General features: G+C 43.5%; 13 protein-coding genes and 1 other RNA gene. 5 read left to right on the top strand and 9 right to left on the bottom strand.

Translation table 11 applies throughout. From position 1 onward, the window contains the following. Positions 1–54: 54 nt before the first annotated feature. The 4 genes from CF168_RS06175 to CF168_RS06160 all read right to left on the bottom strand — a co-directional run bounded on the left by CF168_RS06175 (position 55) and on the right by CF168_RS06160 (position 4,887). A complete protein-coding gene (locus CF168_RS06175) occupies positions 55–1,824 on the bottom strand; it encodes a monovalent cation:proton antiporter-2 (CPA2) family protein (RefSeq protein WP_089067323.1) in 1,770 nt (589 codons plus the stop codon). Positions 1,825–2,047: 223 nt separating this feature from the next. After that, positions 2,048–3,775 (bottom strand): tetratricopeptide repeat-containing diguanylate cyclase, encoded by a 1,728-nt coding sequence (locus CF168_RS06170; protein ID WP_089067322.1) that lies wholly within the window; start codon positions 3,773–3,775, stop codon positions 2,048–2,050. A 63-nt stretch (positions 3,776–3,838) separates the two neighbouring features. Continuing rightward, positions 3,839–4,051 carry a hypothetical protein gene (locus CF168_RS06165; protein ID WP_086904596.1) on the bottom strand — a complete coding sequence of 71 codons (213 nt, stop codon included), beginning with the start codon at positions 4,049–4,051 and terminating at the stop codon, positions 3,839–3,841. Between the two features lie 44 nt (positions 4,052–4,095). Beyond that, positions 4,096–4,887 carry an SAM-dependent methyltransferase gene (locus tag CF168_RS06160; RefSeq protein WP_089067321.1) on the bottom strand — a complete coding sequence of 264 codons (792 nt, stop codon included), beginning with the start codon at positions 4,885–4,887 and terminating at the stop codon, positions 4,096–4,098. Positions 4,888–5,290: 403 nt separating this feature from the next. On the opposite strand from CF168_RS06160, the gene CF168_RS06155 reads away from it, so the two are divergent. Then, positions 5,291–5,782 carry an outer membrane protein assembly factor BamE gene (locus CF168_RS06155; RefSeq protein WP_039978606.1) on the top strand — a complete coding sequence of 164 codons (492 nt, stop codon included), beginning with the start codon at positions 5,291–5,293 and terminating at the stop codon, positions 5,780–5,782. Positions 5,783–5,857: 75 nt separating this feature from the next. Here the strand turns inward: CF168_RS06155 and CF168_RS06150 are convergent, their stop codons facing one another. Together CF168_RS06150 and CF168_RS06145 are read right to left on the bottom strand one after the other, a co-directional pair. Next, on the bottom strand, positions 5,858–6,193 hold the full coding sequence (locus CF168_RS06150) for an RnfH family protein (protein WP_089067320.1): 336 nt from the start codon (positions 6,191–6,193) through the stop codon (positions 5,858–5,860). Then, complete coding sequence (locus CF168_RS06145; protein WP_011623526.1) at positions 6,183–6,620, bottom strand: type II toxin-antitoxin system RatA family toxin; 438 nt, start codon at positions 6,618–6,620, stop codon at positions 6,183–6,185. Before CF168_RS06145 ends, CF168_RS06150 begins: the two co-directional genes overlap by 11 nt. 253 nt (positions 6,621–6,873) lie before the next feature. Here CF168_RS06145 and smpB point away from each other — a divergent pair, with 253 nt between their 5' ends. The 4 genes from smpB (at position 6,874) to CF168_RS06125 (ending at position 9,875) form a co-directional block, all read left to right on the top strand. Then, positions 6,874–7,365: an SsrA-binding protein SmpB gene (smpB, locus tag CF168_RS06140; protein WP_011071661.1), complete on the top strand. Its 492-nt coding sequence runs from the start codon at positions 6,874–6,876 to the stop codon at positions 7,363–7,365. Positions 7,366–7,437: 72 nt separating this feature from the next. Further along, positions 7,438–7,792: a transfer-messenger RNA gene (gene ssrA, locus CF168_RS06135) on the top strand. A 267-nt stretch (positions 7,793–8,059) separates the two neighbouring features. Then, the gene (locus tag CF168_RS06130) at positions 8,060–9,307 is read left to right on the top strand and encodes an integrase domain-containing protein (protein ID WP_089067319.1); all 1,248 of its coding nucleotides are present in this window, start codon (positions 8,060–8,062) and stop codon (positions 9,305–9,307) included. Between the two features lie 328 nt (positions 9,308–9,635). After that, the gene (locus CF168_RS06125; RefSeq protein WP_089067318.1) at positions 9,636–9,875 is read left to right on the top strand and encodes a helix-turn-helix domain-containing protein; all 240 of its coding nucleotides are present in this window, start codon (positions 9,636–9,638) and stop codon (positions 9,873–9,875) included. 759 nt (positions 9,876–10,634) lie between these two features. Here CF168_RS06125 and CF168_RS06120 read toward each other — a convergent pair. From CF168_RS06120 to CF168_RS06115, 3 genes are read right to left on the bottom strand one after another with little or no spacing between them, the layout of a single operon-like run. Continuing rightward, positions 10,635–12,374, bottom strand: coding sequence for an ABC-three component system protein (locus tag CF168_RS06120; RefSeq protein WP_089067317.1), 1,740 nt, complete (start codon positions 12,372–12,374; stop codon positions 10,635–10,637). Next, a complete protein-coding gene (locus CF168_RS22720; RefSeq protein WP_031810126.1) occupies positions 12,364–12,615 on the bottom strand; it encodes an ABC-three component system middle component 6 in 252 nt (83 codons plus the stop codon). Before CF168_RS22720 ends, CF168_RS06120 begins: the two co-directional genes overlap by 11 nt. Beyond that, positions 12,612–13,526 (bottom strand): ABC-three component system protein, encoded by a 915-nt coding sequence (locus CF168_RS06115; RefSeq protein WP_089067316.1) that lies wholly within the window; start codon positions 13,524–13,526, stop codon positions 12,612–12,614. Before CF168_RS06115 ends, CF168_RS22720 begins: the two co-directional genes overlap by 4 nt. Positions 13,527–13,530 lie beyond the last annotated feature (4 nt).

Raw genomic sequence — 13,530 nt, 5'->3', positions numbered from 1 at the left:
CCCATAAACAACAAGAGAGCCCATCGGCTCTCTTGTTTGTTTTAGCTGGCAGACTTAACTGACGTTTTCCCGGTCGCCACGCATCAGCGACTCCAACTCGGCTTTCCCCTTAGTGGATAAATCAATCAGCTTGGCTAAATCATGCTGATGGGCAGCACTGGCGATCACCAGCTTTTTATCGTGCTCAGCAAAAATCTTCACCCTTTCATTGGCTTGTACCTGTGATAAGCCTAAGCCCTGCAAAATCTTCTCACTGGCAGACAAAGCCGAACCAAAGGTTTCACGGAACACATCGGTCACCCCAAGGCTCATTAATCGATAGGCGTGGTTACGATCACGTGCCCGAGCGACAATATTGATATGGGGGAAATGGGTTTTCACCTGCTGGGCAATTTCAATCGAATCCTCAACATTATCAACGGCCAGCAGCAACAAGCGCGAGCGCGCAATCCCGGCCGACATCAACATATCTAAGCGTCTGGCATCGCCAAAATAGACCTCACCGCCGTATTTGCGGATCACATCCACATGGCTGGCATCTTTATCTAAGGCCACAAACGGAATGCCCGATGACGCTAAAATACGCCCAGTGATCTGCCCTACCCGTCCAAATCCGGCGATCACCACCTCAGATTCAGTCACATTAATGGTATCAGGCAAACGTGTATCCACCACCTTAGGCTTAGTGGCTCTAAATAGTGTGAAAATCATCGGTGTGACAGCCATGGATAAGCCAATGGCGAGCACTAAGATTTGGGCGATTTTATCATCCACTATGCTGGATAATTGCGCCTGCGACAGCAGCACAAAGGCAAACTCACCGCCCTCTGCCAAGATAAGCCCTAGGGCAATACTCGGGCGCCATGTATGGTGACGCACTCGGCCAAGCAGCATCAGCACTAGGGTCTTAATCAGTAACATGCCCAGCAAAATCGCGAGGATAAGTAAGGGATCGGTTAAAAACAGCTTGAGATCCATACTCATGCCCACCGCCATAAAAAACAGCCCTAGCAGTAAGCCTTTAAAAGGTTCGATATCGGTTTCGAGCTGATGTCGGTAGCTGGAGTTCGCCAGCATAATTCCGGCTAAAAACGCCCCCATACCCGCCGATAGCCCCAGCCACTCCATCAATTCGGCGCTGCCCATCACCAGCAATAGTGCAAAGGCGGTTAACACTTCACGAACCCCGCTGCTGGCAACGAGTTTAAGTAACTGCGGCAACAGATATTTGCCCACCAACACAAAGCCCACTAAGGCTACACAGGTCCAATACCAAGGCACTGCATGGTGCTCAATCTGGGCCGAATTAGGCGCAAGGTAAGCGGTTAATAGCAACATGGGGATCACGGCGAGGTCTTGCATTAACAGCACCCCAAAGGCATCGCGGCCCAGCGGGGTGGTCAGTAATCGATGTTCGCTCATCAACTGCACCGCAAAAGCCGTCGATGACAAGGATAACGCCGCGCCCACCACTAATGCTGCCTCAACGGATAAGCCAAATCCCCAAGCTAAACCGCCAATTGCCGCCCAAGAAAGGAGTAACTGACCACTGCCGAGACCAAAGATGGCGCTGCGCAGCTCCCATAACTTGCTCGGATTGAGTTCAAGCCCGAGCACAAACAACATCAATACCACACCCAGCTCGGCAAAATGCAGCACGGCAGCGGGATCAGACACCAGCGCCATGCCGCCAGGCCCTAAAATCACCCCAGCAGCGAGGTAAGACAGAATCGGTCCTGCGCCAAAACGTTTGCCCAAGGGTACAAAAATCACCGCGGCCAATAAAAATAACAGTACAGAAGTGAGCAGACTCGACTCTTCCATTAGGGCTCCACAACGTTAGCGAAAGGCAAAAATAGGGGTATGACCTTAAGCGAAAAAAGCTTCGGCTACCGCTGGCAATCATACTCTAGTTAGGCAGGAAAAAGTGTGAAAAATTGACCTAAAAATCATCGAGAAAACGCAAGAAATAACCGAAAAAGCGAAAGAAGAAAACCGCGTTACATTAACCTAAACAGTCAGTTACACAGACAATACAACTCGTATCCTACTGCCTTGCCAACTGGCTGGTAATATTGGTGGCGCGTTTATCGGAGGCTAAAGCGTCCTCATAACAAAATACACTGTTACGACCATTCGACTTTGCGGCATACAGTGCCATATCGGCACGGTGCAGCAGAGGGTCTAGGCTTAAGTCTTCTTTTGTCATACCGCTAACCCCAAAGCTCGCGGTGATAGTAAATTTATGCCCCGACAGATGCGTATCAATGGCTTCGATTCGACTACGGCATTGTTCGGCAACTTCCATCCCCTTAGATTCATTGGCGTAAGGCAAGAATAGCGCAAATTCCTCACCGCCAATCCGGGCAAATACATCGCCATTGCGCACATGAGGTTTTAACGCCTCAACGACTTTTTTCAGCGCCCAGTCACCCGTACCATGGCCGTAGGAATCATTAATCCGTTTAAAATGATCTAAGTCGAATAAAATCACGCAAAAATCGCCCCCTCGGGCAGCGGCTTGCACAAACAGATTTTCGCCAAGATCTTGCCCTGCACCACGGTTAAGCACCCCCGTCAAAGCATCCATTCTGGCCATACGCATAAAACGCCGTTTTTGCAAATTGCCCACGATTAACAAAATCGCGAGGAAAAACAGCCCGCCCACTAATATCGTGATAAACATCAGCATATTAGTGTATTCACGTTCTTTTACCGTTTGCTGAGCGATGTAAAGTTCACGCTCTTTATTCAGCAAGTTGATTTCACGCGCTTGCTCATCGGCATTAAACTTAGCCGCCTGATAAGCAAGGGTTTTCATCTTCGACTCATCAAAAATCAGTTGGTTATAATGTTGCTCTTTTCTGGAGTATTCATAGGCTTGTTCAAATTGTTTGTCCGCCGCCATCAACTCGGCAAACACTTTGTAGGCAATATGCTTATGTTCGATATAACTATTGTCATCGGGAAATGTGAGCACTTTAACAGCGTGACTTTTTGCTTGCACCAGTTCACCCGTTGCAAAGTAATTTTCGGCAAGTAGAGCATGCACATGGCTGATTTCTAATTGAAATTGAAAAGCTTCATACCCTTTTAACGCTAATAGCAAAATCGCTCTCGCGCCTAAATAGTCACCTCGCTCCTGCAATACCATCCCTTTGCCTTTCATCGACATCGTTGCTAAAAGGGGAAATTGCTTCGCATCACAATATTGACGACTATCTTCGAAGGCGTCGAAGGCATCGGGATTTTTCACACCGAGCAAGTAAATCGCCCGCAGCAATTTGGCATGGCAAATATCGCGGACATCGGTTTCCTGAGCGAGTTGTAACACCTTATTGGCATAGAGGCCCATATCGCTATAAGCGTCCATTTCAGAATAAATATTGGCAATTCTTAGATAGGAGTGACGTTTAATCGTAACATCATCGATATTCACCACTAGGGCTAATGCTTTGGCAACTGCCGACAAAGCTTTGTCATAGTCACGCATCCCTATATATACCGTGGCTTGATAGCTATAAACCGATGCTAATAATTCAGAACTTGTGATTAAGGTTTCGGCCTGATGCAGATCGTCTAAGGCTTTGGCATATTCACTGACAAAAATATAACTAATGGCTCTGTCAATTCTTAGTCTGCCTTTTTGTGTCGGGGTTAAACTGCTAAATGCGGTCTCATATTCGGCCAGTTTTTTCTGCGCAGCGCTAAGATCTGATTGCAGTAATACATCAAGCTCATTGAGTGCCTGATCAAAATCGAGAGAGTTAGCCATCAATGCTGTCGAACACAAAGCAAAGATGGCTAATAGGGCACAACGTAACCGTTTCAAGATAAGTTAATTATTACCATGATTCACTAATAAGAAGGCTTGATAGTCTTGGTCGCCACTTAACGTTTTGAGCTTTTCCATATCCCCAGTCATTACAGCGTTAATTTCTTCATCAGTTAATCCGTGGGCACGCATCACCGCCTCGGGATTCTGCTTATAGTCTTCCATTAACTGCGCATCTTGGCCTAGCTGGGTAAAAAAATCCGATAATGCAGACATGTTTTTTCCTTATTGTTAATAATGACTCAGTATCACACTTCAATTTAGCCCAAATCTTCGGGACCGATCCCTAACTTAGCCAAAATAGCATAGTTGTACTCTAGCTTTTTTGCTGGCGGAATTAACAACGTACTAATCGGTGTTAAGTGTGCTTGGGGTAAATTCGCTAAAGGTAAACGCTCGATACGTGGGGCTTGGATTGGCAAATTGGCTGCTTCGTAGATGACCACCTCATGGTCGAGCGGGTACCATTGATTCAACTGCTCCACGAGGATCTGCAACCTATCACTCGAGGTATGGAATTGGGTTAGGGTATGTTCGCCCGCAATCGCGATTTGCCAGAGTAATAAGTGGGTGGTGGGATCGGGCACATGGTTGAAAAACATAAACTGGCTGGCTTCAAAGCTTTGATGCCCTGAGTTGCCAGGATCAATCCCTAAGTCGGCCCACAGGCAAGCTTCGGCCGAAATCCCCGGCTCCATCTTGACCGAAAACCCTTCGGCCTTGGCGCGAGTTATCGCCATATGGGATACACAGGCAAATACCCCCGGATGACCATAGAGTGCACACACGGTTTTTTTACCCGCTCTCACCGCATCTAGAATGGCATTGACCATTTGCTTGTAGGTGTCTCGACGATTTTTAACTTCACCATTTTGCGCATAAAACTGCTGCAAATTGATGACATTGGGGTTGAGCTTCGTCAACCAACGCTGCGAAAAACCGTCGGGTAAGAGTGAAAATACAATATCGGCATGTTCAATATAGCTGCGGCTTAATACGCTAATTTGCCCCGCGAGCTGTAACCCCGTACCCACACAAACGAGTGATCCCAATGGTCTCTCCTAAAAATGCACTGCCGCAGGCTTATTGATGAACTCAAACCGTCATCTTGATAGCAACCGCTAAACCCTATGCTACTCCCTAAAGTAGCGAAAAAATGCTAACACCATCAAAGTAAAACACTTTCACAACTTTACCCATGTTTTCACAACATTGCTACATGACTATTTCGACTTTGCTTAACTTTACGGTTTTTCAGCGCAATTTACCGTGGGGCAGCTTATTTAAGCCCAATGATCAGCATAAAAATCTTCACTCACAGCGAACTAAAACGCGCCGCTTAGGTCGAAAACTCACACAATTGCAACGATAAGCGCCGCAACGCCCAATTACCCTTGTCATAAGGGGGAGTGCTTGGGTATGATGGCCGCCAGATTTTCAGAAGTAGCGCATACAATGATCAATAAAAAGCAAAGTCTTACCCTGCTGAGCGCCATTGCGCTCTCAGTTTCGCTCAGTGCCTGTAGCGTGTTTGATTGGCTGATCTATAAGCCCGATATTCCGCAAGGCAACTACATGGAGCCGCAACAGGTTGAAAAGTTGCGTATCGACATGACCAAAGAGCAGGCCGAATACATTCTTGGTCGCCCAGTATTGCGTGACAGCTTTGCCGATGACACTTGGTATTATGTGTACCACTATAAGAGTGGCCGTGATGCGAGCATTACCCACAAAGAACTGATCCTGCACTTTACCGGTAACAAATTAAGCTTAGTGAAGGGCGACTATGAATTAAGCCCAGAGTTTAATACACCGCTTGAGCAGAGTAAGTTACCTATGGCCAACACCGCTGAGTCTGCGCCGCTCGTGCCAGCACAGCGCCCGGATGAAAAGCCATTAGTGAAAGAAAATCAAACCGAAGCGCAAGTTCAAAAACCAATCAAGTAAGCATACTGGTTTAACACTTGCCTTAAACACAAAAAGCGCCCATGGCGCTTTTTGTTTGTTCGTGTTGCCGACAGATTAAGACACCCGTCCACCGGTCACTTTATTGGCACGACCTTCATCCTTGGCCTTATCGGCACGGCGACGGCGCACATCCTTAGGATCGGCGATCAGCGGGCGATAAATCTCCACTCGCTGCCCCGGTAAAATCACTTGGTCATGCTTAACCACATTGCTAAACACCCCAAGCTTTACCGTTTCTAAATCAATCTCAGGGAAAAAACTCACCATATTGCTCTGACGCACTATGTCAATCGCGCTCGTGCCGGGCAATACGCTAACCGAAATCACCTTTTGCTGAGTCGGCAGCGCATAAATAACATCGACGACGAACTTATCTGCTTCATTTATCACTGTAAATTACCTTAGCGCGGCTGGTAAATGCCGTCACCATAGACACCATAAGATCATTAAACACTTTACCAAAAGCCATATCGACCAATGAGCTGGAAAACTCGAAATTTAAGTCAAACTCTACCTTACAGGCATCTTCCGTTAACTCGGTAAAACGCCACTGGCCGAATAAGTGTTTAAAAGGCCCATTTTCAAGTCTTAACTCGATACTCTTTCCCGGCACCACCTGATTGCGCGTAGTAAAGGTCTTACGGATCCCCGCCTTACTCACATCGACCGAGGCCACCATGGTTTTACCATCAAACTCAAGCACTTTACCGCCAACACAACCGGGTAAAAACTCTTTGTACGACTCAACATCATTGACTAAATCATACATTTGCATCGCACTAAAACGAACTAACACACTTCGAGAAATTTGCGGCATAGGGCTTGGCACTCTCAATCTAAGTAAACACGCTGTCTCAAGCGAACTCCGCGCGCCCTAATCTCTAGGGAAGCTAACAAAATTGGTTTGGATTCTACCACGATACTTAAAAAACGCACCCCTCACATATCCCTATGATGACTAAGCAAAACCGAGCAAAAAAACAGCAATAAATTGATGAGGGCTTGAAATAGCTCAAATAAACCCTTATATCCATTTCAAATTGATTCACCGTGCGTATAATGGCGCCACTATGGTAAAGAAAAACTCAAAAAAAGCCGCGCCTGCGACGATCGCACGTAATAAGCGCGCAACCTTCGAATACCGTTTCGAAGAAAAAATGGAAGCCGGCCTGTCCCTCATGGGATGGGAAGTGAAGTCTATCCGCATGGGTAAAGTGAACCTATCGGACTGCTACGTTTTTTTAAAAAATGGCGAAGCCTTTATGCACGGCTGTACCATTATTCCGCTCAATACCGCCTCCACTCATGTGGTGTGCGACCCGATTCGACTGAAGAAATTGCTCTTAAGTCGTAAAGAGTTAGACAAATTAGCCGGTCTTGTTGAGCGCCAAGGCTACTCGATTATCCCTATCTCCATGTACTGGCGTAAAGGGGCTTGGGTCAAAGTGGAAATCGGCCTAGGTAAAGGTAAAAAAGACCACGACAAGCGTGAAGATACTAAAGCGCGTGAGTGGGAAGTGGAAAAAGCCCGCGTAATGAAAAAGGAAAAAACGCGCGGATAATGAACAAACGATTGAACTTGCAGCAAATGATACTAGGTTATCACCACGCTACGAGTTACAATCAACTTTCTTGGGGGCGATTCTGGATTCGACAGGATTCACGAAACCCTGGGAGCATGCCGAGGGGCGGTTGGCCTCGTTAAAAGCCGCAAAGTTATAGTTGCAAACGACGATAACTACGCTCTAGCCGCTTAATGCCGCTAGCCATCTACCACACGTTTCGCACATGGGCAGTGGATTTGATGGTCATCTCACATGGTGCTAGCGAGGGAACCCTGTCCGGGGGTGAACCGCGAAACAGTACCGGACTCACCGTGTGGGATCCTGTCTTTCGGAGTTCAAACGGTTAAACAATAGAAAGACTAAGCATGTAGCGCCTTGGATGTAGGTTTTCTGGACGCGGGTTCAAGTCCCGCCGCCTCCACCAAATATAAGAACGAAGACGTCTCAGGACGTCTTTTTTCTTGCCTTAAACAATATAAAATCAATAACTTAGCAAAGCACCTTGTCCATAGACGTCCAATAATGGTTGGTAACATCCATGCTTTTTAGTAACATCAGAAGTAACATCGGCACTTAGTCTTAAAGTGTGATGTTACTAAAGATGGTGTTACTGATTATAAATCAATCTCTTATATTGAAATTGATTTTAGTAACACTGAGTATCAACGAAATCTGGTGCTAAGGTGTTGTTATGGCAAGACTTGCTAAGCCGTTATCTGATACAGAAATTAAAACAGCCAAACCGAAGGATAAGGAATACAACCTTGCCGATGGTGGCGGTCTACAAATCAGAATTAAGCCAAATGGCTCGAAACTATGGCTGCTTAACTACTCACATCCAATAACGAAAAAACGCCAAAACCTTAGCCTAGGCTCTTATCCCGATATATCACTATTATCAGCTCGTAAACTCGCACAAGAAGCTCGGACTCTTATTGCCCATGGCACAGACCCTAAAGCCCATAGAGAAGCTCAGATTGCCGCTAAAGCAGCCATCATAGAACATACTTTTGGTAAAATTGCTGCCGAGTGGTTTGAGCGGAAAAAAGATGAGGTGACAGAAGATCATGCAGCAGCTACTTGGCGCTCTTTTAAGCTGCACTTACTACCCTCACTTAATGACATCCCAATAAGCCAAATTACTGCGCCGATGGTTATTGAATTCTTAAGACCAATAGAAGCAAAGGGAAATTTGGAAACAGTAAAACGACTCACTCAAAGGTTAAACGAAGTGATGATCTATGCAGTAAATACAGGGTTAATACATGCAAATCCCCTATCAGGTATTAAGGCTATTTTCAAAAAACCTCGTAAAGAACACTTAGCAGCCTTGAAGCCAGATGAGCTACCTGAGTTAATGCAAGCTATTGCCAACGCAAGTATTAAAAAAGTGACTCGCTTTTTAATTGAATGGCAACTGCACACTATGACTAGACCAAATGAAGCCGCCGCAGCTCGTTGGGATGAAATCAATTTTGATGAGCGTATTTGGCTTATTCCTGCTGCAAGAATGAAAATGCGCCGAGATCACCAAATCCCACTAACAGAACAAACTTTAGCCCTCCTAGAAGCAATTAAACCTATATCAGGACACAGAGAATATATTTTCCCTGCTGATAGAGATCCAAAAACTCACAGCAATGTACAAACGGCTAATGCAGCATTAAAACGCATGGGCTTAAAAGACAGAACTACAGCACATGGTTTTAGGTCTCTAGCAAGTACCACACTCAATGAGCAAGGCTTTGATCCTGATGTAATTGAAGCAGCACTCGCTCACACGGATAAAAACCAAGTGCGCAGTGCCTATAACCGCAGTATTTACCTTGAGCGCCGACGTGAGATGATGGCATGGTGGAGTAACTACATAGTGGAAGCCGCTAAAGGAAACGTTAGTCTTGCGCACAATGCCAGAAATTTAAGGCTTGTAGCTCAATAAAATAGTCCGTTTTTAAATCACAGTAAAAGTAAGGGGCAACCAGATGGTTGCCCCTTACTTTTACTTCATTTCTCTATCAAGGCTAGGATGACCTTTAAAGGAATTTATTTGAAGTGCTTAGTGGGTCGACAAAGAACCACACCGAGGGCATCGAGCATGCTGGCTTTCTGAGAAGAAGTTTGCACCACAATCTTCACAAACCATACTGTATCGCGCATTACACTGTTTAATTATCCTGATGACTTTCATACATTTCTACTCCTTCATTTAATGTAAAAACAAAATATCCCAAAATGGGATATTTTGCAACTTACTCTAATATCCGAGCATGAAAAAAATATGGTCGGATCGCGAAGAAGCTTTGCGTAATGAACTGAAAGCCATGCGTAAAATGGCTGGGTTCAATCAAAGTGAACTTGCACTTAAATTAGGAAAACCCCAAAGTTTCGTATCCAAATACGAGAGCGGGGAACGTCAACTCAAAATCCTAGAGCTTGAGCAAGTTTGCCTTGCCTGTGGCACATCAGCGCATGCATTTTTGAAAGGTTTTAGTGAACGGCAAGTATAAAAATAAATTTTATTATCAATAAGTTAAATCAAGTCAACCTTGTATTAATTTTAAAATAAATTGAACTTTCATCTATCTAAAAATTAATGCTTCGAAGTAGCCCCTAAACAATTCTGAGCATCAAAGCTCCTAACTAAGTTCAGGATCGTCCTTTACTACAGCACCCAATCCCAAGATAGAATTGTAAAACCAACATATTAAAAAGTATCGAAAGACAGCTAACTGGTAGTTCGAATTCAGATTAGATGACTCATATTGAACGAAAACAAACCCTTACTTGAAATTTAGCTTAAATATCAACAGAGTAATTCTTTCTAAACTATTTATTGCATTAAATCTACAATTTAAATATTATCAAAGTGATACTAAATTTATTATCGATTAGGTAAACTAAATATGAGCGGATATAACGACGTTATTGAAAGTGGCGATTCAGACTCAGAGCTCCCACCTTTGTGCGCAGAATGTGGTGAACAACTCGCAGGCCTTCATGGATTTTGTTATGACTGTGAAGGAGAAACCAACGATAATTGACTAAATGTGTTCGTCCCACCCCTCCTAAAAAGTCCGGACACTGAATCACCGGGCTTCTTACCTATGATGGCGATTGAGCTGTTACTTTTTGATTTATCTTATAAAAGTGCATTGAAGCCATCAGTGATGAGCTTCCGTTGCAAGCATATTGAGAGGTAGCAAAACGCAGCCTCTCTTTCACACGGACTAACATACAGAAATTATTATGATTGGTGTTACGTGTAACTAGAACCTAACACCAAAAAGTCCACCATTTTCTGTATCGGTAATCTTAAGATCTACCAAATAGTCATCTATATTAAAATCGTCATAGGACGCCATATCAGGCAAATCATCAGAGTTCATTGTTACAATATACTGAAAATCATATTTTTTAGCCCATTCAGCTCCCAAATAAAGAGCTTTAGCAACTTGCCGCTCATCGACTCCGTCGAACAACAAGCTGTCGTGGATCAGGAGTTTAGGTCTGTGTTTTTCTGAGGACCATAATTTCATCATCATCATATCGAAGCAAAAAATCTGCATTTTGGATTTTCCAGTGCTTTTTTTACCTTCAATTTCAAACTCAAATTTTGGGCCATCTTCAGTTGGCTCTATTGTAAAACGCCCAGGCTCTGCATAAAGAACTTCGGATATTTGCCCGAAAGTAACAACTGCATCTCTAATTGCCTCACTTCTTTCAGAGTGATCGACAAGTGTTTTCTTCTTAAGAACACCTTTATCGATTTTCACATCTGTTTTTTGTACATTTAGATTTTCCGTAGCTTTTAACTTTTGGCGTAAAAGTTCAATATTTGCTTCAGCTTTGTTTAATCGCCCCTGTAGCTTATAGAACTGTTCTAGAGCCCCATGAGATTTTAGTAATGAAAGTATGTCACTTCTTTCATCATCTAGTTCTTTTTTCTTTATTTGTCGAGATGCTATGCGAGATTCGATTTTCTGAATCTCTTCCGCTAAATGAGCTCTTCTATTGGCAATAATAGATGAATGAAAACCAACAAACTCACCAAATTTCTTACTCACAATCTCAGGAAAGCTGATAGAGGCCTCTCTAAACAAACGCTCTACCTTAGAGTTATCAGGTTCACTTTCTTCTGCGATAGTCCTTTCTAAAGTCGAAAGTAGTTCCTTGTCTGCGATATCATCTGAACTAAGCGCTGATAATTCCTGAGTTATTTGATTAGCTCTAGCCTCTTTCTGCCTATATTCAGGAAGCACTTTAAACTCTTCAACTGCTTTTTTTAACGAAGTCAATTGTTCATTTTTTAAGTGGATTTCAGTAGCCAATTCAGGAGCACTTCCCATGATGCCCTTGAGAGCCCCCTCGTTCGAAGCTTGAATTAGTGCCCGTATCAATTTGTCTTTTTGTCTAATCGCTTCAAACTCACGGACTAATTTCCAATTGAGTTTCAATAAATAAGTCAATGCTATTTGCGACTGCCAGCGAGCTTGTTGAGGGAATGTTTTATCAGGAGAATCAAAGCCTTTTGAAGAACGAGCAAAGTAGGAAAAAAGTAATCGGAAAGAAACACTATGCTTCATTTCAAAGTATGAACTATGAAGTCCAAAGACCTGATTGCCTAAAAATCGAGTCCACTGTTCATTCGAGATAACAAACCTGTCATTCTCAATAAACTTCGATGGAACTACATTATCATCATCTTGGTTAATGAATACTTTAGTAGGGTATTCACCACTTTTTGACACTTCAATAGCATGGCTATTAATTGTCATATTCAGAGAAAACGACTTTTCTTTTAGAACATCGCTCTTAACAAGGCTATCTTTCTTAATGTCACTTCCCAATAGAGTATTTATAAGCTCTACTAAACTACTTTTTCCTGCACCATTTCTGGTTTGGCGATCCGTAGAACTATCCGTCTTGTCTGCCAAAATGATGTTAAGACCATTATGAAATGTGACTGATTTGAATGAAGTCAAATCACTTGTTAATTTATTTAACATTGTGCTTCCTTTTTATAAAGCTACCCTTCAGCTCTATAAGGTCAAGAAGATATAAAAGGTCAATTGATAGGATAAACCAATCGAAAGATACATCATTACAACGAAAAGAACTGACTAAAATATCTGAATATTCTTCCCAAATCGAACTTGTTGTCGAATTATCACGAATCAAATCGTACACTTCAGCAGAAATAGCTAGAAGCGTTCTATTTGGCGGTAAGTGTTTCGTTGGGAATATCATTTACATTTAGACCAGTCTTTTGGTGGATTTTCAAAAATATCGCATCGTTCAAAAAAGTAAGTTAGTACCGCTAGAGATGAAACTTGTGAGCTAGTCATTGCAGGATCGCTACCAGCAAATTTTTGTAGCTTATTAAATATTTGGTCAGCAGCGATTCCCTCGGCTCTCATCTCCAAATAGTACGCATTAAATGCTGCGGCCAAATCATCCCCATACTCAGGATCAGGCCACTTTATCAGCAAGTCTTCGACTAGCTTCTCTTTTACTCGACCAGCCATCAATAACGTTGCCACATCGTCAGACAAATCATTAAATTCAAGCTTATCGACCGAAACGGGTACGATGGGGCTAGTCGAACTTGTTTGTCTTGATATTGCTTTCAACAAAGTCTTAATAGGCTCATGCGTCAAGTCAGCTAATTGTTTCTCACTAGGCATTAATCCAAAAACATCAATTAACGACTCTGGACTCAAAGACATTGCAAAATCATGTATTATCTCTGGTCCCATAACTCTTATGTCTATACCAGGATTACATGCCCTTAACGCCGATATTTGTTCAATGGCATAAGGTGGAAGACCTTCAAACTCGTTGTGAACAAATGTCCAACCAAGCATTTCCGACTTCCATTTTTCCTTCGCACCTTCAAAGTCACCAACAATTTTCTGAAGCAACTTATCTTTTTTAAACCCTGAGCTTGGGGCATAGACCTGATACACTCGCTTCTCTGGGAACAAATACCCATCCGCTTTTCTATCGCCCTCCCGCCCCGCCGCTTTGACAGGGAGGAAGTTGTCTGAATATTTTTTTTGCATAAGGGTACAAAAAAAATCTTCGTATGCTTGCTCTTTCTTCTCAAGAAGAGCAATTCGTATATCTTTCCCGTAGAAAGCGCGCTGTAACAAGTCCATGCTT

The organism is Shewanella bicestrii, assembly GCF_002216875.1.
Classification (GTDB): domain Bacteria; phylum Pseudomonadota; class Gammaproteobacteria; order Enterobacterales; family Shewanellaceae; genus Shewanella; species Shewanella seohaensis.
The sequence above is the reverse complement of the archived record's forward strand: the minus strand, read 5'-3'. Positions and strand labels throughout refer to the sequence as shown.

What these genes read in the sequence shown, in the direction of transcription:
- CF168_RS06175 (WP_089067323.1), bottom strand. Translation starts at nt 1,824, where the DNA reads ATGGAAGAGTCGAGTCTGCTCACTTCTGTACTGTTATTTTTATTGGCC.
- CF168_RS06170 (WP_089067322.1), bottom strand. Translation starts at nt 3,775, where the DNA reads ATGGCTAACTCTCTCGATTTTGATCAGGCACTCAATGAGCTTGATGTA.
- CF168_RS06165 (WP_086904596.1), bottom strand. Translation starts at nt 4,051, where the DNA reads ATGTCTGCATTATCGGATTTTTTTACCCAGCTAGGCCAAGATGCGCAG.
- CF168_RS06155 (WP_039978606.1), top strand. Translation starts at nt 5,291, where the DNA reads ATGATCAATAAAAAGCAAAGTCTTACCCTGCTGAGCGCCATTGCGCTC.
- CF168_RS06145 (WP_011623526.1), bottom strand. Translation starts at nt 6,620, where the DNA reads ATGCCGCAAATTTCTCGAAGTGTGTTAGTTCGTTTTAGTGCGATGCAA.
- smpB (WP_011071661.1), top strand. Translation starts at nt 6,874, where the DNA reads ATGGTAAAGAAAAACTCAAAAAAAGCCGCGCCTGCGACGATCGCACGT.
- CF168_RS06130 (WP_089067319.1), top strand. Translation starts at nt 8,060, where the DNA reads ATGGCAAGACTTGCTAAGCCGTTATCTGATACAGAAATTAAAACAGCC.
- CF168_RS06125 (WP_089067318.1), top strand. Translation starts at nt 9,636, where the DNA reads ATGAAAAAAATATGGTCGGATCGCGAAGAAGCTTTGCGTAATGAACTG.
- CF168_RS06120 (WP_089067317.1), bottom strand. Translation starts at nt 12,374, where the DNA reads ATGTTAAATAAATTAACAAGTGATTTGACTTCATTCAAATCAGTCACA.
- CF168_RS22720 (WP_031810126.1), bottom strand. Translation starts at nt 12,615, where the DNA reads ATGATATTCCCAACGAAACACTTACCGCCAAATAGAACGCTTCTAGCT.
- CF168_RS06115 (WP_089067316.1), bottom strand. Translation starts at nt 13,526, where the DNA reads ATGGACTTGTTACAGCGCGCTTTCTACGGGAAAGATATACGAATTGCT.